This is a genomic window from Thiomicrorhabdus sp. (assembly GCF_963662555.1).
Classification (GTDB): Bacteria; Pseudomonadota; Gammaproteobacteria; order Thiomicrospirales; family Thiomicrospiraceae; genus Thiomicrorhabdus.
Genome location: NZ_OY759719.1, coordinates 1,868,815 through 1,890,345, shown reverse-complemented (window position 1 = coordinate 1,890,345; position 21,531 = coordinate 1,868,815). Strand labels below are relative to the sequence as shown.

General features: G+C 37.0%; 23 protein-coding genes and 1 pseudogene. 12 read left to right on the top strand and 12 right to left on the bottom strand.

Going from position 1 to position 21,531, the window contains the following annotated elements; genetic code table 11:
• Positions 1-100 precede the first annotated feature (100 nt).
• Positions 101-892: a M90 family metallopeptidase gene (locus tag ACORJQ_RS08370; protein ID WP_321323619.1), complete on the top strand. Its 792-nt coding sequence runs from the start codon at positions 101-103 to the stop codon at positions 890-892.
• Positions 893-928: 36 nt separating this feature from the next.
• Here ACORJQ_RS08370 and ACORJQ_RS08365 read toward each other — a convergent pair whose 3' ends face one another.
• The gene (locus ACORJQ_RS08365; protein WP_321323617.1) at positions 929-1,165 is read right to left on the bottom strand and encodes a DUF2789 domain-containing protein; all 237 of its coding nucleotides are present in this window, start codon (positions 1,163-1,165) and stop codon (positions 929-931) included.
• Positions 1,166-1,350: 185 nt separating this feature from the next.
• Complete coding sequence (locus ACORJQ_RS08360; protein ID WP_321323615.1) at positions 1,351-2,571, bottom strand: Card1-like endonuclease domain-containing protein; 1,221 nt, start codon at positions 2,569-2,571, stop codon at positions 1,351-1,353.
• A 210-nt stretch (positions 2,572-2,781) separates the two neighbouring features.
• Between ACORJQ_RS08360 and ACORJQ_RS08355 the strand changes: the two are divergent.
• The 6 genes and pseudogenes from ACORJQ_RS08355 to mnmH form a co-directional block, all read left to right on the top strand.
• A pseudogene (locus ACORJQ_RS08355) lies at positions 2,782-3,174 on the top strand (nucleoside deaminase); the annotation flags it as partial.
• The gene (locus ACORJQ_RS08350) at positions 3,167-5,083 is read left to right on the top strand and encodes a diguanylate cyclase (protein WP_321323614.1); all 1,917 of its coding nucleotides are present in this window, start codon (positions 3,167-3,169) and stop codon (positions 5,081-5,083) included. The pseudogene ACORJQ_RS08355 and the gene ACORJQ_RS08350, both read left to right, overlap by 8 nt.
• Before the next feature lie 97 nt (positions 5,084-5,180).
• Positions 5,181-6,035, top strand: coding sequence for a PA4780 family RIO1-like protein kinase (locus ACORJQ_RS08345; protein WP_321323612.1), 855 nt, complete (start codon positions 5,181-5,183; stop codon positions 6,033-6,035).
• A gap of 46 nt (positions 6,036-6,081) precedes the next feature.
• On the top strand, positions 6,082-6,867 hold the full coding sequence (locus tag ACORJQ_RS08340) for a ribonuclease H1 domain-containing protein (protein ID WP_321323610.1): 786 nt from the start codon (positions 6,082-6,084) through the stop codon (positions 6,865-6,867).
• A 179-nt stretch (positions 6,868-7,046) separates the two neighbouring features.
• Complete coding sequence (selD, locus tag ACORJQ_RS08335) at positions 7,047-8,126, top strand: selenide, water dikinase SelD (RefSeq protein ID WP_321323608.1); 1,080 nt, start codon at positions 7,047-7,049, stop codon at positions 8,124-8,126.
• Positions 8,126-9,250 (top strand): tRNA 2-selenouridine(34) synthase MnmH, encoded by a 1,125-nt coding sequence (gene mnmH, locus ACORJQ_RS08330; protein WP_321323606.1) that lies wholly within the window; start codon positions 8,126-8,128, stop codon positions 9,248-9,250. The genes selD and mnmH overlap by 1 nt, the downstream gene beginning before the upstream one ends.
• 83 nt (positions 9,251-9,333) lie before the next feature.
• Here the strand turns inward: mnmH and ACORJQ_RS08325 are convergent, their stop codons facing one another.
• The 3 genes from ACORJQ_RS08325 to ACORJQ_RS08315 form a co-directional block, all read right to left on the bottom strand.
• Positions 9,334-10,779: a sensor histidine kinase gene (locus ACORJQ_RS08325; RefSeq protein ID WP_321323604.1), complete on the bottom strand. Its 1,446-nt coding sequence runs from the start codon at positions 10,777-10,779 to the stop codon at positions 9,334-9,336.
• Entirely contained in the window at positions 10,776-11,498 is a 723-nt protein-coding gene (locus ACORJQ_RS08320; protein ID WP_321323602.1) for a response regulator transcription factor, read from the bottom strand. Before ACORJQ_RS08320 ends, ACORJQ_RS08325 begins: the two co-directional genes overlap by 4 nt.
• Before the next feature lie 112 nt (positions 11,499-11,610).
• Entirely contained in the window at positions 11,611-12,162 is a 552-nt protein-coding gene (locus tag ACORJQ_RS08315; protein ID WP_321323600.1) for a cytochrome P460 family protein, read from the bottom strand.
• Positions 12,163-12,321: 159 nt separating this feature from the next.
• Here ACORJQ_RS08315 and ACORJQ_RS08310 point away from each other — a divergent pair, with 159 nt between their 5' ends.
• Positions 12,322-12,564 (top strand): hypothetical protein, encoded by a 243-nt coding sequence (locus tag ACORJQ_RS08310; RefSeq protein ID WP_321323598.1) that lies wholly within the window; start codon positions 12,322-12,324, stop codon positions 12,562-12,564.
• A gap of 77 nt (positions 12,565-12,641) precedes the next feature.
• On the opposite strand, the gene ACORJQ_RS08305 is transcribed toward ACORJQ_RS08310, so the two are convergent.
• Complete coding sequence (locus ACORJQ_RS08305; RefSeq protein WP_321323597.1) at positions 12,642-13,115, bottom strand: CopD family protein; 474 nt, start codon at positions 13,113-13,115, stop codon at positions 12,642-12,644.
• A gap of 235 nt (positions 13,116-13,350) precedes the next feature.
• Between ACORJQ_RS08305 and ACORJQ_RS08300 the strand changes: the two genes are divergently transcribed.
• Positions 13,351-13,887 (top strand): YaeQ family protein, encoded by a 537-nt coding sequence (locus tag ACORJQ_RS08300; protein ID WP_321323595.1) that lies wholly within the window; start codon positions 13,351-13,353, stop codon positions 13,885-13,887.
• Between the two features lie 66 nt (positions 13,888-13,953).
• Here the strand turns inward: ACORJQ_RS08300 and ACORJQ_RS08295 are convergent, their stop codons facing one another.
• Both ACORJQ_RS08295 and ACORJQ_RS08290 read right to left on the bottom strand, forming a co-directional pair.
• Positions 13,954-14,910, bottom strand: a complete 957-nt coding sequence (locus ACORJQ_RS08295) for a sensor domain-containing diguanylate cyclase (RefSeq protein WP_321323593.1) — start codon at positions 14,908-14,910, stop codon at positions 13,954-13,956.
• Positions 14,911-15,103: 193 nt separating this feature from the next.
• Positions 15,104-15,820: a YebC/PmpR family DNA-binding transcriptional regulator gene (locus tag ACORJQ_RS08290; protein ID WP_321323591.1), complete on the bottom strand. Its 717-nt coding sequence runs from the start codon at positions 15,818-15,820 to the stop codon at positions 15,104-15,106.
• Positions 15,821-15,963: 143 nt separating this feature from the next.
• Here ACORJQ_RS08290 and ACORJQ_RS08285 point away from each other — a divergent pair, with 143 nt between their 5' ends.
• Positions 15,964-16,158, top strand: a complete 195-nt coding sequence (locus ACORJQ_RS08285; RefSeq protein WP_321323589.1) for a DUF2986 domain-containing protein — start codon at positions 15,964-15,966, stop codon at positions 16,156-16,158.
• 102 nt (positions 16,159-16,260) lie between these two features.
• Here ACORJQ_RS08285 and ACORJQ_RS08280 read toward each other — a convergent pair whose 3' ends face one another.
• Entirely contained in the window at positions 16,261-16,830 is a 570-nt protein-coding gene (locus tag ACORJQ_RS08280) for a PhnA domain-containing protein (protein ID WP_321323587.1), read from the bottom strand.
• 463 nt (positions 16,831-17,293) lie between these two features.
• Between ACORJQ_RS08280 and clpS the strand changes: the two genes are divergently transcribed.
• Together clpS and clpA are read left to right on the top strand one after the other, a co-directional pair.
• Positions 17,294-17,611 (top strand): ATP-dependent Clp protease adapter ClpS, encoded by a 318-nt coding sequence (gene clpS, locus ACORJQ_RS08275; RefSeq protein ID WP_321323585.1) that lies wholly within the window; start codon positions 17,294-17,296, stop codon positions 17,609-17,611.
• Positions 17,612-17,613: 2 nt separating this feature from the next.
• Positions 17,614-19,854: an ATP-dependent Clp protease ATP-binding subunit ClpA gene (gene clpA / locus ACORJQ_RS08270; protein ID WP_321323584.1), complete on the top strand. Its 2,241-nt coding sequence runs from the start codon at positions 17,614-17,616 to the stop codon at positions 19,852-19,854.
• Between the two features lie 243 nt (positions 19,855-20,097).
• Here the strand turns inward: clpA and infA are convergent, their stop codons facing one another.
• The 3 genes from infA to ACORJQ_RS08255 are packed head-to-tail and all read right to left on the bottom strand — an operon-like array spanning position 20,098 to position 21,526.
• Positions 20,098-20,316 carry a translation initiation factor IF-1 gene (gene infA, locus ACORJQ_RS08265; protein ID WP_029407455.1) on the bottom strand — a complete coding sequence of 73 codons (219 nt, stop codon included), beginning with the start codon at positions 20,314-20,316 and terminating at the stop codon, positions 20,098-20,100.
• Positions 20,317-20,376: 60 nt separating this feature from the next.
• On the bottom strand, positions 20,377-20,820 hold the full coding sequence (locus ACORJQ_RS08260) for an Sdh5/SDHAF2/SdhE family assembly factor (protein WP_321323581.1): 444 nt from the start codon (positions 20,818-20,820) through the stop codon (positions 20,377-20,379).
• Between the two features lies 1 nt (position 20,821).
• On the bottom strand, positions 20,822-21,526 hold the full coding sequence (locus ACORJQ_RS08255; protein WP_321323579.1) for a succinate dehydrogenase iron-sulfur subunit: 705 nt from the start codon (positions 21,524-21,526) through the stop codon (positions 20,822-20,824).
• Positions 21,527-21,531 lie beyond the last annotated feature (5 nt).

The following is a 21,531-nucleotide window of genomic DNA, read 5'->3' as shown; positions in this document are numbered from 1 at the left end:
ACCTGATGCCCGAAAAGATAAGTCGAGAATGAATACAGTTTTCTCGCTTGTTTTTTAGTCGAAGACTCGTGCAAAAATTTGAAATAGAGATAACTAATCAGTGAATATAATAACTAAAATACAACACCTCGTTTTAGCCAGTCATTTAAAACGCCATAAAATTCCGCTTAAATTGTGGCATCAATCTATTAGCAAAATGCCTATTGTGCAGCGTTATAGCTCTCAGCAACGTATGCAGTTACGTTTGTTAGCCAGCGAAATTCTTAGAACCAAACATTTTATTGCGGTCAAAGGTATGCAGTTTACCGATGAAATTAAGGTGATGATTGCTACTCAAGCCGCCATTATGGTTTATGGTTTTGAAGAGGATAAAGAGGGTTCTGCAAACAGTTGGTTGCGAAATTGGAATCAGATTATTGTTTACCCAATGCCATTTTTAAATGGTAGAGATAATATCGTTAGCCCAAGTGGAATTTTGGTGAGTCAGTTGGCTTTTGAATCGGGTGAAACGCAGTACCAAGGTGGTATTGTGATTGATTGGAATGATGATGAACCGCATCCTCTAAGAGCTCACGCTAATCAAGTGTTAATGCATGAAATGGCGCATAAAATAGATATGCTTGATGGCAATACCAATGGGCATCCGCCATTACATTCTAATATGAATGAACAGGCCTGGTTTGATGCCTTTGAAGAGGCTTTTAATCACCTTAGTAAACAGGTTGAAAGTGGGACAAGGGTTGATATAAACCCTTATGCTGCAACCAGCCCAGCAGAGTTTTTTGCAGTAGTGACCGAATACTTTTTTGAAGCCCCTGTTGTTCTTAAAAGGGTGTTTCCAAAAGTGTATGAACAGATGGTGTTATTTTATAAACAAAACCCACTAGCATAGTGAGTTTTGTTTGGCTGAGTAAAATGAATTTTGCAATTACGTTTGTCTAAGTAGGGTATCTAAATGGTTAACCACATCAACCCAATCGGCATCTGCTTCAACGCTTTCTTTTAAAAACAAACTTTGCGATTCAGTCCAAAACGGTGCTTGATGAAGCAAAATTTTTGGTTCAAGTGGTGAGTGTGAGCGAATAAAGTTATCTATCTCTTGTTCGCTATCTGCCAAGCCTAATTGGGCAAATAGAGCAGGTAAATCATGCATTGGTGCTTCCATATCAACGCCTCTTGTTTTAATGAGTGTTTTTTAATTGTACGCTTAATTGATATTCTGAGCAAAATCAGTCGGTTATTAAATTTACCATACCTTTTTCATAGTTATTGAGAGCAAGTAATGTCTATGAGGATTAATTTATAAATTATTGAATTGTAAAGATTTGTTTTTAGAGGTCATTGGCGTTATTAATGGGGATGGACAGGTTTAACAGCAATTTCATTTAATACCCATTCTTGGATGTGATGTTTAAGGTGTGAAAGTTGATGACCATCAATGACACCCACATTTAATAAGTTTGCTTTTGGCAGATTGGCACCAATATATTCAGTGGTGATCAATAACGAGTGAGCAGTGCTTCCACCGAGTCGATTTCTAAGACTATCCAATCGTTGTAAATGTAAATTAATATTGACGTTGTTTCCCGTTTTGCACTCAACTACAAACAGTTGGTTGTTAGCTAGGAACAGCACATCGGCTTCATCATAGGCATTTTCACGTTGTAGTTTAACGCCAAATGCGACCTCTTTAATTTTTTCAATCTCAGTTTTGAGCTCTAGTAAGGTGCGGTAGGTATAGTACTCTAGCCAACCACCTTCAAAAAAGGTTCGTCTCCAACTGTCTTTTTCAGGAAGTGGATAGGTTTCATGATTTTCACTTTTTAGGTGTAACACATTTTGATTGTGTAACTTTCTTAAAAACCCAAGTAAAAGATCGGTTTTTAAATGCGGGTGTGTGTTGTTGATGTCATTTAGATAGTAGTGTTCATTGTGTTTAATTAATTTTATAGATTTACCACGTGCAAAACGGGTAGAGAACTGTTGATAGGTATTAAGTGCATGTTGTTGCAATATGATTTTTTGGATGGCATTCACCAAACTATTGGCAAAGTTTGCTTGGCTTGGCGTTAATTTAACAGGGTAGGAATGCTCTATACCGTGTGCATGTAAAAACTCGTCGAGCTGCATATTTTCTGCGATATTAAACTCGGGTAATCCACTGGGTTGAACCCATTTGAATTGATCATTGGGTAACAGATAATAAAGACCAACAGGTGTGTTTTCAAATGCCTTAAAAGCACCTAACGTGTAGAGTTTATTGGCACAACTTAGATTGATTGAGAGTGTTTCATAAGGTATGTCTTGTACCAATTTTTGCAACTCTTCGACAATGATTGGGATTTCAAATGAGGCTTCTATAAGATGAGTATCGGCTTTAATGTGGTGTGCATTGTAGATGGTTTTTAGCCGTTGGGCATTTTCTTCCAAGTTCGCTGTGTAGGTGATTAATACACGCTTAACGGTGAATCTTTCATCCAATATTGGTGCCAGGTTAGGTGTCATCTCTCGGTCAGCAAAAACCAGATGTGTACAAAATTGGTTTAATATTTTTACCTCGTTGCCAGCCATTTTGTCGTGTTTCCCATTAAAAACTTGTATTTTTAATACTTTAGCATGAAAGAGATTGAATTGGTTTAAGTGAAAATGTTTTCATCCTGCTGGATTATGTTTCATAATATGTCACATTTATTAAATATTGAGTTGGATTGTTCCGTGGATTATTTAGCACTTTTAAACCCCGCATTTGAACAGGCAAAGTAGGGTTATGCCGAAGGCGGAGTACCTGTTGGTGCCGCTATGTTTGATGCACAAGGTAATCTATTAAGTGTGGGGCGTAATCGACGCGTTCAAGATAATGATCCTTCAATACATGGTGAAACAGATGCTTTTAGAAAGGCGGGGCGCCAAAAAAACTATCGCGATAAAATATTGGTTACCACGCTTGCACCTTGTTGGTATTGTTCAGGTTTGATTCGCCAGTTTAATATTGGCACCGTTGTGGTCGGTGAGTCGGTCAATTTTGATGGCCATTTAGAGTGGCTGCGTGAAACAGGTGTGAAGGTGATTGAGTTAAATAATCAGGCCTGTATCGATTTAATGAGTCAATTTATAGCAGAGAGTCCAGATATTTGGAATGAAGATATTGGAGAGTGTGAGTGCTCACATGATTAGTCGAATTTTTGCACTCGTTTTAATGTTTCATGTTAATGGAATTCAGGCTGCTGAAACGGCTTTAAAACCGATTACAGTTCAACTTAAATGGCATCATCAATTTCAATTTGCGGGTTATTATGCAGCGATAGAAAAAGGGTTTTATCGTCAAGCAGGGTTAGAGGTATCTTTGCTTGAGGCAGAGCCAGGTTTGGACCCTATTAGTGTGGTGCTTAATAAACAAGCCGAATTTGGCGTAGGTACCAGTGAGTTAGTTTTAGCTTTTAATAAAGGTGCTCCTATTTCCATATTGGGAGTGATCATGCAACACTCCCCACTAAATTTAATGACTTTGACTGATTCGGGTATTGATCACATCCATAAATTTGTTGGCAAAACTTTAAGCATTGAGCCTAATTCAGCTGAGTTATTTGCTTACATGCAGTCTGAAGGAATCAATCGGCACGCACTCACGTTAGAAACTCATTCACACAATGTTGATGATTTAATTCATAAAAAAGTAGATGTCATGTCGGTTTACAGTACTGATGAGCCTTATATGTTGGATGAGCAAGGAATTGGTTATCAGCTGTTCTCTCCACGTATGAGTGGTATTGATTTTTATGGAGATAATTTTTTTACACTGCAAAGTTTGGTTGAAGAGGATCCTCAACTCGTTCGAGACTTTTATACGGCGACCATCAACGGCTGGAAATATGCAATGTCCCATCAAGAGGAAATTATACAGCTGATTTATCAAAAATATTCACAACGAAAAAGCTTAGACCATCTTCGATTTGAAGCAAAATCAATGGAGGATTTAATGATTCCTATGTTGATTGAGCCAGGTTATATGACTCAGGGGCGTTGGCGTCATATTGCGGATACGTATCATAGCCTTGGATTAGTGCCTGAAAAAATCAGTTTGGATGGTTTATTGTATCAACCAAATTATGATTTTGAATATGCTCAGTTGAAAGAGCAATTGAAGTATGTAATTTTGATTATTTTGGCTTTACTCGCTCTAATTATTGGCTTAACCAAACTATATCGTGTGACCCACGCTAGAAAAGAGCAGTTAGATACAGTATTTATGCAATCACCATTGAGTTTGATTGTAATGGATAAAGCGGGAAAGATTCAAAAATGGAATCGCCAAGCTGAACAGACTTTTCTATGGAAAGAGAAAGAAGCGATTGGTAAAAAATTGGTAGAACTACTGGTTCCTGAAAAAGATCAAACTAAAACTACAGAAGTTTTAACGAAAACTCAGCAGAGTGCTGAGACCGTGATGGCAGAAAGTATCAATCTGCGTAAAGATGGTCGTGAAGTTTTTTGTGAGTGGGTGAACGCTCCCTACCAAAACACACTATCCAAAGAAACCGATATTATTTGTATGGCTCGAGACATCACAAAACGTAAGGAACTTGAGGCAAAGCTCTATGAATCCGCTCAGTTTGATGGATTAACAGGGGTTGCCAACCGTAATATGTTGAGGCAATTAATCGATCAGCAATTGGTTGAAAGTAAAAGAGATAAAAGCCATTTTGCTTTGTTGTTTATTGATATCGATGACTATAAGCAAGTGAATGACCGTTATGGCCATTTGGTGGGAGATGATGTGTTAAAGGCAGTGGCCAAACGACTCAAGAAAAGGCTGCGAGAAAGTGATCTTGTAGGACGTTATGCAGGTGATGAGTTTATCATTTTGCTACGAGGTGTAGAAACAGAAGATAAAGTAAATACTCTAGTGAAAGAAATTATGGATGAGTTCATACCCAAGATTCATTTAAAAGAGGTGAGTTTGAGAGTACGAGTAAGTATTGGTGCCAGTATTTATCCCCAAGATAGTGACAATATTGAGGGATTGATTCAAATTGCTGACAAAAAAATGTATCAAGCTAAAGCAATTAATAAAATAAAAGTTTGATGTCAAGATTCTGCAAACTTGCTAGCCCCCCGTGTATCATAGTCTCCTATGAAATATTCAATAACTCCTTTCAAATTTCGATGCAGATAATCCCATTATGAAAACCCCTGAGAGAATTCTTCCTTTAGTAGAAGATGGCCTGGTCGATGAAGTGATTCGTCGATTAATGAGTGGTAAAGAAGCTGACGTTTTTATGGTGCGTTGTGGTGATGAAATTCGTTGTGCCAAAGTCTATAAAGAGGCGAGTAAACGTAGTTTTAAAAAGGCCGTGGAGTATCAAGAAGGCCGCAAAGTCAAAAACAGTCGCCGTGCTAGAGCCATGCAAAAGGGTTCAAAGTTTGGTCGTCAGCAACAAGAAGATATTTGGCAGAATGCTGAAGTTGATGCACTTTATAAATTAGCTCAAGCAGGAGTAAGAGTCCCAGAACCTTATGGTTGTTTTGATGGTGTTCTGTTGATGGAACTGATAACCGATGAAGACGGTGATGTGGCTCCACGCTTAAATGATGTGTCTATGTCAAAAGAGCAGGCAATAGAAGATCATGCTGAAATTATGCATTATGTAATGTTGATGTTATCGGTTGGATTAATTCACGGTGATTTATCAGAGTTTAATGTATTGGTTGATGAATATGGCCCGGTGATTATTGACTTACCTCAAGCGGTTAATGCGGCGGCCAATAACAATGCAAAACGCATGCTAACGCGTGATATTGATAATATGACCAACTACTATGCCCAATACGCTCCAGAGTTAAAACAGACCCAATATGCCAAAGAAATTTGGGCTTTATTTGAAGCGGGCGAATTAACCGAAGATACCAAGTTAACAGGATATTTTGACGAGGTTGAGCAAGAAGCCGATGTGGATGCAGTTATGTTAGAAATAAAAGCGGCTTTAGAAGAAGAGCAAAAACGCCAGGAACGTTTAAAAGAAGCTTTAGAAGAATAGAATATTAGAAAATAAAACAAACAAAAAAATAAAAAGATAAAAACAGATGGCAAAAAAATATTATGTGGTTTGGGCGGGAAGACAACCTGGAATTTACACCGATTGGAATAGCTGTAAAGCCCAGGTAGATAAGTTTGCAGGGGCAAAGTATAAATCGTTTCCAACCCAAGCAGAAGCGGAGCAAGCCTTTGGCGGAAAAGCCACTTTTTCAACGTCAAATTCAAAGACAACTTCAAAAACTCAATCTTCAGTAAAAAAGAAACCAGCTGCAAATGGCATTAAAACCTATACGGCTGCTGAAATTGATGCCATGAATTTGGATGTTAAGATGTTTACCGATGGTGGTTGCGATCCTAATCCAGGTCAAGCAGGTTCAGGTATGGCGGTTTATCGCAATAACAAAATTGCGGAACTTTGGTATGGTTTGTACAACCCAATGGGTACCAATAATACGGCTGAGTTAAACGCCTTACATCAAGCGTTGATGATGGCAAAAAAAGAAGTTCAACTTGGGCATTCAGTCGCCATTTTATGCGATTCAAAATATTCTATTCAATGTGTTACTCAATGGGCTGTTGGTTGGGAAAAGAAAGGCTGGAAAAAATCTGGCGGTGAAATTAAAAATTTAGAGTTGATTAAAGCTATGTTTGCTTTGCATCAAACTTTAAAAGATAAAATTCAAGTACTGCATGTGAATGGTCACGTTGGGGTAGAAGGCAATGAACTTGCCGACAGAATGTCTATGGTGGCGATTGCCGAGAAAGAAACCGAGTTTGCACGTTATCCTGATCCTATCAATGTAGCTGAAATTTTAAAAATGCAACATGGCTAAGTCCCTAAGATAGAAATCAGCAAATAAAAATCAACAGATAGAAATCAATTTAAATATTAGTTTTATAAAAAAATACACAGAATTAAATATTTAACCAGGCCTGGTATGTCCTGTGGCCATTTTTCTTATGTGAGCACAGGGTAAAACCATAAAACAGATTTAAACTTAGGAAAATTTACATGCAAAACACAACCAATAATGACTCAGCTTCGCAATCCATTAAATTGACTGAATACAGTCATGGTGCAGGTTGTGGCTGTAAAATTTCGCCAATGGTGTTAGACAGCATTTTAAAGACATCAATGAATATTGTGCCTAACCCTAATTTATTGGTTGGCAATAGCACGAAAGATGATGCCGCAGCCTATGATTTGGGTAATGGGACTTCGGTTTTAAGTACGACTGACTTCTTTATGCCGATTGTCGATGACCCGTTTACCTTTGGGAAAATTGCCGCTACAAATGCCATTAGTGATATTTACGCTATGGGCGGTAAGCCGCTTATGGCGATTGCAATTTTTGGCTGGCCTATTGATATTTTGCCTGCCGAAGTGGGTCAGCAAGTGATTGAAGGTGGGCGAGCAACTTGTGAAGCTGCGGGAATTCCATTGGCGGGTGGTCACTCTATTGATGCACCAGAACCTATTTTTGGATTAGCCGTCACGGGGATTGTTGAAAATAAACACCTTAAAAAGAATGCATCAGCAGAAGCGGATTGCGAGTTGTTTTTAACCAAACCGGTTGGTATTGGTATTTTAACCACTGCTCAAAAACAGAAAAAAATTCAACCAGAACATCTTGAAATGGCTATTGAAGCCATGACAACTTTGAATAAACCAGGGGCAGATTTTGCCCAAATTGATGGTGTAACTGCGTTAACCGATGTAACAGGTTTTGGCATTTTAGGTCACTTAATAGAAATTTGTGAGGGCAGTGGTATTGCCGCACAAGTTGAGTTTGATAAAGTGCCTATTTTGCCGCACGTTTTAAACTATTTACAACAAGGTTGTACGCCTGGTGGAACAGGCCGTAACTATGCAAGTTATGGTCATAAAGTCTCTCCTGCTGAAGGAGTGTTGAATGAAACTAAAAAAATGATTTTGTGTGATCCACAAACATCGGGTGGTTTATTAGCGGCAGTTCGTAAAGATGCGGTAGCGGAATTTAAAGCGGTTGCAGCTCAGCATGGTTTAGATTTGCAACCTATTGGAAAGACCGTTGCCGCAGATTCGCAATCTCATGTGGTTGAGGTCATTTAATGACGGTTCAGATTACTGAGTTTACAAATGATCTGCCACAGACCGATGATTTTAAATCGATTGTACTAAATCAAACGCCATTAATTGACGTGCGTGCTCCAGTAGAATTTATTCAGGGGGCATTTAACTCTGCGACTAATTTGCCATTAATGAATGATGACGAACGCCAAAAAGTAGGGCTTTGTTATAAACAAAATGGCAATGCCGCAGCAGTAGAGTTGGGGCATAAGTTGGTTAATGAGCAAACCCGTGAACCAAGAGTACAGTCTTGGATTGAGTTTATGGATGCGAATCCAACTGCATTACTCTACTGTTTTAGAGGTGGTATGCGCTCAAAAATTTCGCAACAATGGTTGCAAGATGCTGGGCGTGAAATAGTGCGGTTAAAAGGTGGTTATAAAGCCTTTAGACGTTATTTAATTGATTACTTAGATAATTTACCAGGCCTGGTAAATCAACAAAATGTAAAACCGATTGTGTTAGCAGGTAGAACAGGTTCAGGTAAAACCTTGGCAATTCATAAATTAAACAATGCCATTGATTTAGAAGGTCTGGCTCATCATCGAGGTTCGGCCTTTGGGCGTCACGCCACACCACAACCTACACAAATTAATTTTGAAAACAATCTAGCTATGGCCTTGATTCGTTTTATGGAAAAACAACCTAAACAGTTAGTGATTGAAGATGAAGGGCGTAATATTGGCTCGGTAAACTTTTCTAAAGAACTGTTTGAATGCTTTAAAAGCGGTTCAAGAGTGGTGGTAGATACTCCCATGGATGAGCGTGTTGCGATTACATTGGATGAGTATGTTATTGAGGCACAAGCCGAGTATAACAATATTGCAGAATGGGAAGACTTTATGCGTGCCGCTATGCAACGTATTCAAAAACGGTTGGGTGGTGAGCGTTATCAGAGAGTCATGAGCCAATTTGATTTTGCTATGCAAGCTCAGTTAAATCAAAACTCAACAGAAGAACACCAGGCCTGGATAAAAACTCTTTTAGCCGAATACTACGACCCAATGTACGACTATCAAATGCAAAAAAATAACCATGCAGTTGTCTTTAAAGGAAGTGTTAAAGAGGTTGTTGAGTATCTTAACGACGAAAATGTTAAAAATTAGTTTTAGTTGTTTTGACTGTAGGCAGTTATTTATAAAAAACTACCTACAAAGTTACTAGACAACTAGAGAACTAGGTTACTAGGCTACATGGGTAGTCTAATCACAAAACAGTTACTATTTTCTTTACGTCGATAGACAAGTTGTCCGTTATGTTTTTCAACAATGGAATGCACAATAGTTAACCCTAATCCAGAGTAATTAGGAAGGGGATTATGTGATTGCTCTGCTTGAGTTTTAAGATTAAATAGATTATCTGGTTGTAACAGAAATTCTTTTTGTAGATCTGGCAATATAAAAGCTTGAACCCCTGTATTGCAAATGGATATCTCTAGCCATTGTTCAGTCATTGCACAGGCTAAACAAATATCTTCCGTACCGTATTTTATGGCATTATCCAGTAAGTTGCATACGGCCCGTTCAAGTTGGTTAGCGTCAAATTTATAGATAAATAATCCGTCAAACTGTAATTTAAAATCCCTAGATGGATTATTATTTTTATACTCTATATAAATATCATTACAAAACTCATTAACCGATAGTTCTTGTCTATTTAGTGCTTTTTGTGGAAGCTCTAGTTTTGAAAATTCAAATATTTGATCTAAGTAATGCTTAAGTTTAATGCCGTTTTGATAGGCTGTTTTTAGGTTGTTATCATCATAGTTTTGCATGGTTTGCTCTATGTAACCTAATAAATTGGTTAATGGAGTTCTAAGGTCATGAGATAGGCTTGAAATCATAAAACGACGGTTTTGATCAATACGACTAAGGTGCTCCATTTGCTCGGTTAATTCGTTAGACATTGTCATAATATCCAAATGTAATTGATCTAATTCATCACGGAGTTTTTTGGGTGGTGGTATCGGGATTTGGCGATTTTTTGAAAAAGTCGTTACGCTATATGACAAATCGTTAATTCTTTTGGTCAAATGAAAAAACAACAGTCCACCTAAGATAAATCCAATAATTGCACTAACGACAAAAGCTACAGCACTGACTTTTAGCAAAATACTTTCTTGTAATTGTCTGTTAGCTTCTTTTTCAATTTGGCTTTGAATAATGACGTATAAAAAACCGCCATTAGGTAATGGAGCAACAGAAAAGGGTTCTGTATGATTCGCCTGTCTAGGGTCATCCCCCATTGGAAAGCTTTTTAAAGGTTGATGGCTTAAAAAATAGTTAATGGGTTGCAAGCTGACTTTTTGTCGTTTAATTTTTTTAGGGTCCGCTGAATAATCAATAATATTCCCTTTTGAATCAAGCAAATAGAGCTCTAAGTGTGGGTTTAGCAACATGTAACGATTAAAGGCTGCTTTTATTGCGTTTGAATCAAGTTTTTGTTTTTCAATGATTTTGAAATCTTGAATAATCGTTGTAGCAATATTGATGTGTAATTTGGTTTGTACTTGCTCTAAATAGTACTTTGAAATACTCATACTAATTGCAAAGTACATTACTCCCATTAATGTAAATATAAGAGCAAAATAAAGCGTATATTGTTTGATAAGTTTAGATTTAGTGAGTTGAATCATATGGATGTATTTTCTAACGATTGGCTGTTTAACCTGTAACCGATACCCCAAATAGTTTCAATAATTTTAGGTGTATTAGCGTCCACTTCAATTTTTTTTCTTAAACGATTTAAATGAGAGTTAACAGTATGTTCGTAGCCAATATAATCCACACCCCAAATGGTATTTAATAGCTCATTGCGGTTAAATATTTGGTTTGGATTTAATGCAAATAAAGTGAGTAGCTCAAATTCTTTAACCGTTAAAGTGATCACCTTATCATTGAGGCATACACGGTGTTTTTTAGGCGTGATAGTTAAGTTACCAAGAGTGATATTTTCTTGAATAGGTTTGATTATGTCAGAATTTTTTGAGCGTCTTAAAAGCGCTTTAATTCTTGCTTTTAACTCGGCTAGACCAAAAGGTTTACTTAGATAGTCATCTGCACCCAGTTCTAAACCTTTTACACGATCCACTTCATTAGAACGAGCACTAATAATTAATATAGGTGTGGTCTGGTCATGTTCTCTTATGGTTTTACAAAATGTTAATCCATCACCATCTGGTAACGATAAGTCGAGTATAAATAAGTCCTTAGCATGTGAATTTGAATAGGTTGTAGCAGATTCTATGTTGTTAGCAAGGTAGGCACTGCCATCAAGTGATTTTACTTGCAGAGAGATAAGTTGAGCAATGTCTGTATCATCTTCAAGAATAATGGAATGAAAACACCCTTGCATAATATAAATGGACCTAAATAATAAGAATAGATTTTAAAGAAATTCAATATAACATCAGTTGTTATATTGAATTCATTATATTAGTTAGATAGTTTGATCGTTTTTCTATTAATTATTTTATTTCTACACGAGCCGGCATTATCGCTGGTTTATGAAAAACCCAGTCTTGATTTTTAACAGGTGTATGACAGGCAATACACGAATCTTGTGCTGCTTTTGCCGTGTTGCCAAAAGGTGTTTGTTCTAATCCAACCCATCGTGCCCAGCCCCAGCCACCAGTTTGTGCCCACTTATCGGTATCTTTAAACATAAATTCAGCATGAATAAATTTACCAGGGATAGTTGCTGTTTTCCAATGTTCATCTATCGCGTCTTTCCAAACCAATTTACCTAAAACAGCACCATTAGGCCAAGGATTTGTTTTACCTTCTTTTATTGCTTGGATAGCCGCAGGATTGCCAATTACAGTACGAATTGATTTATTGTCTTCTCGATGTGTCACAGAAACAATAGACCAATCTTGATAACCGGCAGGAAATTCAATTCCATTAGCGGTAGGTTTTGGCATATCGCCAGCAAAGGCAGAAAAAGAACTAAAGGCTGTAATTAAAATGGTACTTTTGATTAGGTTTATATATTTATATTTAAAAAATTGAGTGTTCATAATGGCTCCTTATTTGAGTTTCAGGCTCATTATGAAAATACGAGACTTAAAAGTCCTCACAAAAAGTTAACAATATGGTTTTATTTCAAAATAGATTTGTATGAAGAGTTATATGAATGTTTAAAAATCAGCTGGGGGTGAGAGCGTTATCAGAGAGTAATGAGCCAATTTGATTTTGCTATACAAGCTCAGTTAAATCAAAACTCAACAGAAAAATACCAGGTCTGGATAAAATCTCTTTTGGTTGAATACGAAGACCCAATGTACGACTATCAAATGCAAAAAAACAACCATTCGGTTGTTTTTAAAGGTTCTATTTCTGAAATGGTTGAGTACCTGAAATTAACTTTTTACGGGTGTTTAGAAAGTTTCAAAACCAGGTTCTCAACATTAGATTTTTAAAATAGGGTTCGTAACAGAGGGTTTTTAACAAAGGCTTCTTAATAAAGGCTTTTTAACAAAGGTTTTTTAATAGAAATTTACCCTCCCCAAAAAGGACCCGATGTACCAATAATTGCTTCAACAACCCCTAATGTTAAGTTAATTGCAATAACAGGTCGCATTTGGTTATTCATTATTGCACCTGCATCGGGGTAAGATTGTTGGCTAACTAACGTTTTAAATTTGGCAAAAGGTACAAAATAGAGCCAGGCAAATAAAATAATCATGACCCAACCAACTATGTGCATGGCATGAATATAAAGTGGAGTCACTTCTAAATCACCAAAACGTGCGTACCAGTCCCAATAGCCTGTTACGACTAATAAAACAATAAATAGCCAAACCCATGGGAAAAAACGACTGAATACGTTAACCCACAAGTTTAAACGTACAGGTGGTTCAAGGGTCATCGCTGCGGGTCTTAAAACACGATAAGCTAAAAAAATACCTCCTACCCAAAGTACAGCACTGACGGTATGTAGGACAATAGCAAGTTGATCAATTAATGACATAATGATTTCTCTTAGTGATATTTATTTTAATAATATAAGGCAATTTTGGTTGTGCGTTCGTCGTTGAACGGGGTAGGAGTTAGAAACAAATACGCGTGTTTCGAGTTTACTCTATTCTCTACATCCATAGTGACTTATGCAACCTAAAAATAGTATTAAGGTATTTCTCTGCTAAACTACGCAGCCAATCTTTATTCATTCTTTACTCATTAAGCTTATTAAAAGGCAAATTTCTGTGGCATTAAAACCAACTATTTATAAATTCCGAATTTCACTTTCTGATATGAACCGTGATCTATATGATTCTATGGCCTTAACGGTTGCTATGCATCCATCTGAAAATGTGGAACGGATGATGGCAAGAGTGATGGCATATTGCTGGAATTACCAAGAGTTTTTAGATTTCACCAAAGGTCTAAGCTCAATTGAAGATCCAGATATTTGGGTAAGAACATTAGATGACCAACTCATGTTATGGATAGATATTGGTGAGCCAGCATTTGATAGAGTGAAAAAAGCCACAACGTTAGCACGTGAGGTTAAAGTGTATAGCTTTAATAGTAAGGCCGAAGTTTGGTGGAAGCAGGGCGAGGCTAAATTTAGTAAGTTAAAAGCAAGTTTTTATTATTTCGATAATAAACAAATTCAAAAATTAGCAGGCCTGGTAGATAGAACTACCGAAATGTCGGTAACTATTTCTGGAGAATCAGCTTATGTGACAACAGATAAGGGTGATTGCGAATTGGTTTGTAATACGTTTTTGGAGCAGTAAATAGTTCGCGATTATCTATGTTTAGATATGAGAACTTGATGTGTAAATAAAATTAAAAATATAGCTTTAAAAAAACTCTATATCGTTATCGGTTTCGTGAACCACCACGCAATTTCGTCCATTACGTTTGGCAGCGTATAAAGCCTCGTCAGCATATTTATAAATTTCTTCGGTAATGTAGGTGTTTTTGGGGTCTAAGATCATAATTCCAACTGACACAGTAATTGCAAAATATGGATCGTTACCAGAGTGTTCTATACTTTTTTCTTGTATTACTCTACGGCAACGTTCCGCAATTAAACGTGCTTTTTGGGATTCATCTACGCTAAATAATACCGCAAATTCTTCACCTCCCAGTCTAAATACAAAGTCACCAGCACGCTGAAAACATGCTTGAGCGGAAGTAACAATCTCTTTTAGTACTTCATCACCGGCTTGATGCCCATAGGTATCGTTGTATTTTTTGAAGTTATCTACGTCCATCATCATTAAACATAAAAAATGACTTTCACGTCTGGCACGATCAATTTCTTTAGGCAATGATTGGTTATAAAAACGTCGGTTATAAGCCCCGGTTAACTCATCGGTAATGGTTAGGCTTTCAATTCTTTTGTGGTCAGTAATATCATGTTTTATAAATAGATAGCCAGTTATTTGCCCAGTACTATTTTTTATTGGGTCTATATTCATATCTACCCAATAGGCTTCATTGTTTTTCTTTGATATTTGAATCTCACCTTTCCAAGATTTGCCTAATTCAATGGTTTTCCAGATGGCTGAAAAAATTGAAGCTGGTGTATTAGGGTGTTTAATATAGGAAAAGTGTTTACCGATAAGCTCAAAATCTGAATAGCCTAGACTTTTACAAAATGCTTCACTAGCATTTGTAATAATGCCATTTATATCTGTTGATGAAGTGATTACATGTTGATTCACCATGTCAGAATAACGATGAATGTCATTAAGAATGGATTCGAGTTCTCGAATTAAGTTTTGACCTATGTTGTGGCTTGATTTATACATGTTTTGTTTTAACTTACTTTTTTATAAATTGTAACTTAATTACGTAATTTAACTAGAGTTAATTTGATAAACACGTATAGATAATAATGGATTTAGTATTGTTTTGACATGATTCTTTTGAATACATTTTCTTAAATGATCGATTTTATTTGATATGCGATCATTTAAGAATTTAATTCTTTAGAAACTGTTTTTAGAATTCGGCGTCGTAATAGACTTTTTGGACGTCATCTAAATCTTCAAGCAAGTTGATAAACTTTTCAAACATCTCTAGATCTTCACCCTCAATCGTTTTGGTCATTTGAGGAATAAACTGAATTTCATCAACCTCAAACTCAATACCTTCAAATGCATCTTTTAAGGCATTTTTAGCTTTTGCATATTCTGTGTGAGGGGCAAATACGGTAATCTTTCCGTCTTCTGCTTCAATATCAGTTACATCAACATCGGCCATCATTAGAGCTTCTAATGCCGCTTCTTCATCGTCACCTGCAAAAACTAAAATGGCTGAGTGGTCAAACATGTGGGCCACGCTGCCTTGAGTACCAATTTTGCAGTTGGTTTTTGTAAAGCAGTGACGCACATCACCAAATGTACGGTTAGGGTTATCAGTTAAACACTCTATAATTACCATGGTATTGCCAGGGCCGTAACCTTCATAACGTGCAGGTGAGAAATCTTCACCGCCACCACCTTTGGCTTTTTCAATGGCTTTTTCAATAACGTGTGCAGGAACTTGGTCTTTCTTTGCTCTATCAATCAAACCTTGTAAAGCAAGGTTACCTTCCGTTTCAACGCCACCAGATTTGGCACAAACATAGATCTCACGGCTGTATTTACTATATACCTTGGCTTTTTGATCCGAGGTTTTTGCCATGGATTCTTTGCGGTTTTGAAAGGCTCTTCCCATTACTTTTGCTCCATTAAAAAATGCATTTAAAAATTTGTGCGGTAAATTTTACACAATTCCACCATTATTGAGGAGGTTTTGCTCTAAAATCGCTCTTAATTGTATTGAAAAACATGAAATAAGTGATGAATTAGGACAAAATTATGAATCGACAGAAGAAAATCAGGCAAAAATTTGAGAAGAAGTTAAAACAAGCTAAAGCAAAAAGATTCCCAAAAAATAAAGAACCATATATTGCAAAAGCGGATCGCGAGGCAGTGAATGAGTCAAATATTGAATCTGATAATTCTCCAAATTCTCAAAGTGCTCAAGCTTCTTCGAGTAGCAAAGAAGATTGAATTCCCAAACAAAAAAGCCGTATTAATTTAGAAAATCTGAATTAATACGGCTTTTATATTTTAACAAGACCCAATTGAATGAGTTTTATCGTTAAAAGTGAATTATGCTTTTTTCAAGAAGGCAGAAACCAATACAATTTGTGTACCGTTTACTTTGCCTTCAATGTGTAAAGGGTTATCTGTTAAATGAATGTTTTTAACAAGCGTTCCGCGCTTAGCAGTAAAGTTAGCACCTTTAACATCTAAGTCTTTAATCAGCGTAACGTCATCACCTTCATTTAAAATTGTGCCGTTGCTGTCTTTAGTAGGTGTTGTGTCGTCATCTTCATCTGCTAGACCAGCATCAGCCCAGGCTTTCATATCATCGTCTAGGTACATCATGTCTAAAAGATCTTGCGGCCAACCTTCTGCACGTAAAGCGTGTAACATTCTATAAGAAAGTACTTGCACTGCAGGTGTTGGTGACCACATGCTGTCATTTAAACAACGCCAGTGATTTGCATCCATTGTTTCTGGGTTTTCTATTTGTGATTTGCATGTGCCACAAACCAATACAGATTGTTCTTCTGAGCCGTCACTTGGAGCTACTTCAAAAACAGATAAATCGTGTTCTGAACCACATAGTTCACATTTGTTGCCGCTACGGCTCATTAAAGCTTGCTCTACGCTCATAAGAATCATCCTTTGTAAGGTGTGTTAAATTTAAGGGGCGTATTATGCATTAAATGGGCGTAAAAGTCATTAAAACCCTTTAAGATGAGTGGTTTAAATTTTTGCTAGAAATAATCAATGGATTTATCTAATGTTGCTAGAAGTTATTAATATCTGTTGGTTTCAGGTTATTTGTTAGTTTTTTATTTTATGACTTACTTGAAAAATAGGGCTTATCCCATATTGAATATAAACATCCATTGACAATAAGCTATGTTAAGTTTTGTCATTGCATTTTTTATAAAAGATTATTAATTCATTTTCACTCTTAGGAAGCATTTATAAAAGATTGAGTAAAAGTGGAAACTAATAATAAGCTTTTACGGAACTGTTTTTGCTTTGATGTAGAATAGTTATAAACAAACAATTTAATCAAATCTATGGTGGTACTTAACCATAGATAGTACGGAATTAATGAGAACAGATGCCTTATTCACCTGAATATGATGATGGTAATTTATTACTAGAAACCGCTAAACCTAAAGTGAAACCGCCAAAAAAATACCAGGTGGTGTTGTTAAATGATGATTACACGCCAATGGAGTTTGTGGTAGAGGTTTTACAACGCTTTTTTGGTATGGATGAGCTTAAAGCCAATGCAGTGATGTTGGCAGTTCATCATGATGGTAAAGGTGTATGCGGCGTTTTTAGCCGTGAAATTGCTGAAATGAAAGTGCAGCAGGTAAATAGTTATTCTCGTCAAAATAAACACCCATTAATGTGTCAATTAGAGGTTGCCTAAGAATGTTAAGTAAAGAATTGCAAATGACCCTTAGCAACGCATTTAGCGTGGCACATGAGTATGAACATGAATTTGTAACGCTTGAGCACCTATTGCTTGAATTATTAGGTGTACCAGCGGTGCAAGAGGTGGTAAACGCCTGTGGTGCCGATGTGGTTGCTATTGAAGAGGGCTTAGAGCGTTTTCTAGAATCTGAAATGGTAAGCCGCAAACCTGATGAATTGCAGCCTACTATGAGTTTCCAGCGAGTGATTGAGCGTGCTATTTACTTGGTGCAATCTAATGGCTACCCAGAAGTCACCGCGGTGCATGTTTTAGCATCACTTTACGCAGAACAAGATTCGCAAGCGGTGTTTTTACTTGAAAGTAACGGTGTAGAGCGTGTTGATGTTTTAAGCTTTTTATCGCATGGGGTGACGGCCGCAGAGAGTGAAGATTATTTGCCTGCTACCAATAATGATGGTGATGAAGAACAAATGCAATCTGGTGGTGAAGCTAAAAAATCACCTTTAGAAAGCTACGCTACCAATTTAAATGAAGAAGTAAATCTAGGTAAGATCGACCCGATTATTGGCCGAGAATGGGAGCTTAATCGTACGCTTGAGGTATTAAGTCGTCGCCGTAAAAATAATCCGCTATTAGTGGGTGAGCCAGGGGTTGGAAAAACCGCCGTAGCAGAAGGTTTAGCGTATCAAATTGTTCATAACAAAGTGCCTGAGAGTTTAGCTGATGCAGTGGTTTACAGCTTAGATATGGGGGCTTTATTAGCAGGTACGCGTTACCGTGGTGATTTTGAAAAACGCTTTAAAGCGTTACTTAAAGCGTTAGAAGAGCTACCGCACGCTATTTTATTTATTGATGAAATTCATACGGTAATTGGGGCTGGTGCTGTGCAAGGTGGGGCAATGGATGCTTCTAATCTAATGAAACCATCATTATCATCAGGTAGGTTACGTTGCTTGGGTGCAACGACCTATGAAGAGTATCGTGGTGTCTTTGAAAAAGATCGTGCCTTAGCTCGTCGCTTCCAAAAAGTGGATGTAAAAGAGCCTAGTCAGCAAGAAGCTTTTGAGATTTTAAAAGGCTTAAAGTCAAAATACGAAGAACATCACAATATCAAATACACATTACCAGCCTTAAAAGAAGCGGTGGCATTATCGGCACGATATATCACTGATAGACAGTTACCAGACAAAGCGATTGATGTTATTGATGAAGCGGGTGCAAAACAAGTTTTAAGCGTGGTAAGTAAGCGTAAAAAACAGATTGGTGTTCATGAAATTCAACAGGTTGTTGCCAGTATTGCACGTATTCCTGTGTCGCAGATTACTCAAAAAGAGAAAGACAAACTGTTTGATTTAGAGGCTGATTTAAAGCGTGTCGTATTTGGTCAAAACCATGCGGTAGAGAAAGTGACTGCGGCTATTCATTTAGCTCGTTCTGGATTAAATAACCCTAATAAACCAACCGCCTCATTTTTATTTGCAGGGCCAACTGGTGTGGGTAAAACAGAGCTGAGTCAACAGTTAGCTAACCACATGGGTGTTGAGATGTTACGTTTTGATATGTCTGAGTATATGGAACGCCACACGGTGTCTCGTTTAATTGGGGCTCCTCCTGGTTATGTTGGTTATGACCAAGGTGGTTTATTAACGGAAGCGGTCGCTAAAAACCCTCATGCCGTCGTTTTATTAGATGAAATAGAAAAGGCACATCCAGATGTCTTTAACTTGTTACTGCAAGTGATGGACCACGGAACTTTAACCGACAATAACGGCCGTAAAGCTGACTTTAGAAACGTTACTTTGATTATGACCTCTAATGTGGGTGCGGAGCAGATGGCTCGTGCCAGCATGGGCTTTACTGTGCAAGACCATACTATGGACTTTGATGCAGAACTTAAAAAAGTCTTTACTCCAGAATTCCGTAACCGTTTAGATGCCGTTATTCAGTTTAATCGTTTATCTGAAGAATCTATGGAATCGGTAGTGAATAAGTTTATCTATGGTTTAGAAAACGCTTTAGCCGATAAAAAAGTGACGGTTAAGTTAAGCGATGCAGCTCGTCATTGGTTAGCCAAAAATGGTTATGATCCATTGATGGGAGCTCGCCCAATGGAGCGTTTGATTCAAGAAAAGGTCAAACAACCATTGGCTGAAAAATTACTGTTTGGTGATTTACAGCATGGTGGTGAAGTGTTTATTGACTGCAAAGATGACGTGCTTACTTTTGAAAAAATATAATTTAAGAAAGTATGAGATTAAGTTAGATAAGTTTAAGTGTTGATCAAGTAACTTATTAAGTTGATTATGTTTTTTACTTTTACTGCATCCCCGCAGGCAGGCGCGCCTGGTAAAAGCAATAATAATAAAATCTAGTTAATAAAAGTTCAGAACATAAAGTATAGATAATAAAAAACCCTTAGTAGCAGATGTTACTAAGGGTTTTTTATTTAGAAAGGTTTTTAATTTCTCAACTTACCGGGTTTATTTACCACGGTAAGTGATACGTCCTTTGGTTAGGTCGTAAGGAGTCAGCTCAACTTTTACAGCGTCACCAGCAAGAATTCGGATATAGTTTTTACGCATACGTCCAGAGATGTGTGCCAAAATTTGGTGACCATTTTCTAGTTCTACCTTAAACATTGTGTTCGGTAAAGTTTCTAGAACGACACCGTCGAATTCAATTACGTCTTGTTTTGCCATATGCTTGTTTAAACCCTTTCTATAAAAAATTGTGCGCGGATTATAACAAATTTATTTGTTTTATTTCAAATAATTATCTCTTATTTCGGTAATTAATTGAAGATAGTGCTCTGGTACGTCTAAAACCGGGTTGGTTGAACTAGGTTGGCTATTGAGTAGCCAATGGAATAGGTTTTGTTCTGATTCTAAAAACAGTTGATCAATGAGTTGAGTTTTTTGTTTTATATTTTTGTTATTATTATCAATAGGTAATGAGATTTTTATAGAATTAATATAGTTTTTTAAGAGTAATTCTGTTTCTAAATTTCCTCTTTTACAAAGGAATAATGCTTGTTTTTTCCATACCTCAAAAGACCATTCATGGCTTGAATCTCTAACAATGTGGCCAGTTTTTGCTTGATTCTTATTATTCACTTTTTTTAGCCTATTTTCTTTTTTAGAGTTTTTTAAAAACTTTTTAAAAATTTTTTGTAATCTTTTGCAAACCATTTGGCTTGTAATCAAGTTATAACTCTTTAACCATAATGGATTTTAATTCTTGAATCGCTCTACTTGGGTTAAGACCTTTTGGACAGGCGTCAGTACAGTTTTGAATATGCCTACAGCGAAACACCGTGTTTGGGTTATCTAGTTGTGTAATGCGATCAATATGTTTAATGTCTCTAGAATCGACCACAAAACGTTGGGCGGCTAATAGGGCCGCTGGGCCTGCAAATTGATTTGGGTTCCACCAAAAAGAGGGGCAAGCGGTTGAGCAGCAACCGCATAAAATGCACTCATAACTGCCATCAAGCTGTGCTCTTTGTTCTGGAGATTGTAAATGTTCATGATTTGGGTCTAAATCACTGGTTTGTAAATAGGGTTCTACTATTTTGTATTGGCTATAAAATAACGCCATATCAATGATTAAATCTTTAATAATTGGCAGGCCTGGTAAAGGTTTAATGACAATCGGTTGTGATAACTCTGATACACGTGTTATGCAGCTTAAATGGTTTTTTCCATTTACGTTCATCCCATCGGAACCACAAACGCCTTCTTGGCATGAGGAGCGAAAACCCAACGTTGGGTCTTGTTCGCGAACCAACTGCAATAAACCTAGTAACATCATATCGTCGGCAATTAACTCATCGTCAATGTGATAGGTTTGATCGTAAGGGGTAGTGTCGTTTTCTGGATTAAAGCGGCTAATAATCAGTTGCATAACCATCCTTT

Excerpts from the sequence above, each read along its gene's own strand:
- ACORJQ_RS08365 (WP_321323617.1), bottom strand. The coding sequence starts at position 1,165 with ATGGAAGCACCAATGCATGATTTACCTGCTCTATTTGCCCAATTAGGC.
- ACORJQ_RS08360 (WP_321323615.1), bottom strand. The coding sequence starts at position 2,571 with ATGGCTGGCAACGAGGTAAAAATATTAAACCAATTTTGTACACATCTG.
- ACORJQ_RS08350 (WP_321323614.1), top strand. The coding sequence starts at position 3,167 with ATGATTAGTCGAATTTTTGCACTCGTTTTAATGTTTCATGTTAATGGA.
- ACORJQ_RS08345 (WP_321323612.1), top strand. The coding sequence starts at position 5,181 with ATGAAAACCCCTGAGAGAATTCTTCCTTTAGTAGAAGATGGCCTGGTC.
- ACORJQ_RS08340 (WP_321323610.1), top strand. The coding sequence starts at position 6,082 with ATGGCAAAAAAATATTATGTGGTTTGGGCGGGAAGACAACCTGGAATT.
- selD (WP_321323608.1), top strand. The coding sequence starts at position 7,047 with ATGCAAAACACAACCAATAATGACTCAGCTTCGCAATCCATTAAATTG.
- mnmH (WP_321323606.1), top strand. The coding sequence starts at position 8,126 with ATGACGGTTCAGATTACTGAGTTTACAAATGATCTGCCACAGACCGAT.
- ACORJQ_RS08325 (WP_321323604.1), bottom strand. The coding sequence starts at position 10,779 with ATGATTCAACTCACTAAATCTAAACTTATCAAACAATATACGCTTTAT.
- ACORJQ_RS08320 (WP_321323602.1), bottom strand. The coding sequence starts at position 11,498 with ATGCAAGGGTGTTTTCATTCCATTATTCTTGAAGATGATACAGACATT.
- ACORJQ_RS08315 (WP_321323600.1), bottom strand. The coding sequence starts at position 12,162 with ATGAACACTCAATTTTTTAAATATAAATATATAAACCTAATCAAAAGT.
- ACORJQ_RS08310 (WP_321323598.1), top strand. The coding sequence starts at position 12,322 with ATGAGCCAATTTGATTTTGCTATACAAGCTCAGTTAAATCAAAACTCA.
- ACORJQ_RS08305 (WP_321323597.1), bottom strand. The coding sequence starts at position 13,115 with ATGTCATTAATTGATCAACTTGCTATTGTCCTACATACCGTCAGTGCT.
- ACORJQ_RS08295 (WP_321323593.1), bottom strand. The coding sequence starts at position 14,910 with ATGTATAAATCAAGCCACAACATAGGTCAAAACTTAATTCGAGAACTC.
- ACORJQ_RS08290 (WP_321323591.1), bottom strand. The coding sequence starts at position 15,820 with ATGGGAAGAGCCTTTCAAAACCGCAAAGAATCCATGGCAAAAACCTCG.
- ACORJQ_RS08285 (WP_321323589.1), top strand. The coding sequence starts at position 15,964 with ATGAATCGACAGAAGAAAATCAGGCAAAAATTTGAGAAGAAGTTAAAA.
- ACORJQ_RS08280 (WP_321323587.1), bottom strand. The coding sequence starts at position 16,830 with ATGAGCGTAGAGCAAGCTTTAATGAGCCGTAGCGGCAACAAATGTGAA.
- clpS (WP_321323585.1), top strand. The coding sequence starts at position 17,294 with ATGCCTTATTCACCTGAATATGATGATGGTAATTTATTACTAGAAACC.
- clpA (WP_321323584.1), top strand. The coding sequence starts at position 17,614 with ATGTTAAGTAAAGAATTGCAAATGACCCTTAGCAACGCATTTAGCGTG.
- infA (WP_029407455.1), bottom strand. The coding sequence starts at position 20,316 with ATGGCAAAACAAGACGTAATTGAATTCGACGGTGTCGTTCTAGAAACT.
- ACORJQ_RS08255 (WP_321323579.1), bottom strand. The coding sequence starts at position 21,526 with ATGGTTATGCAACTGATTATTAGCCGCTTTAATCCAGAAAACGACACT.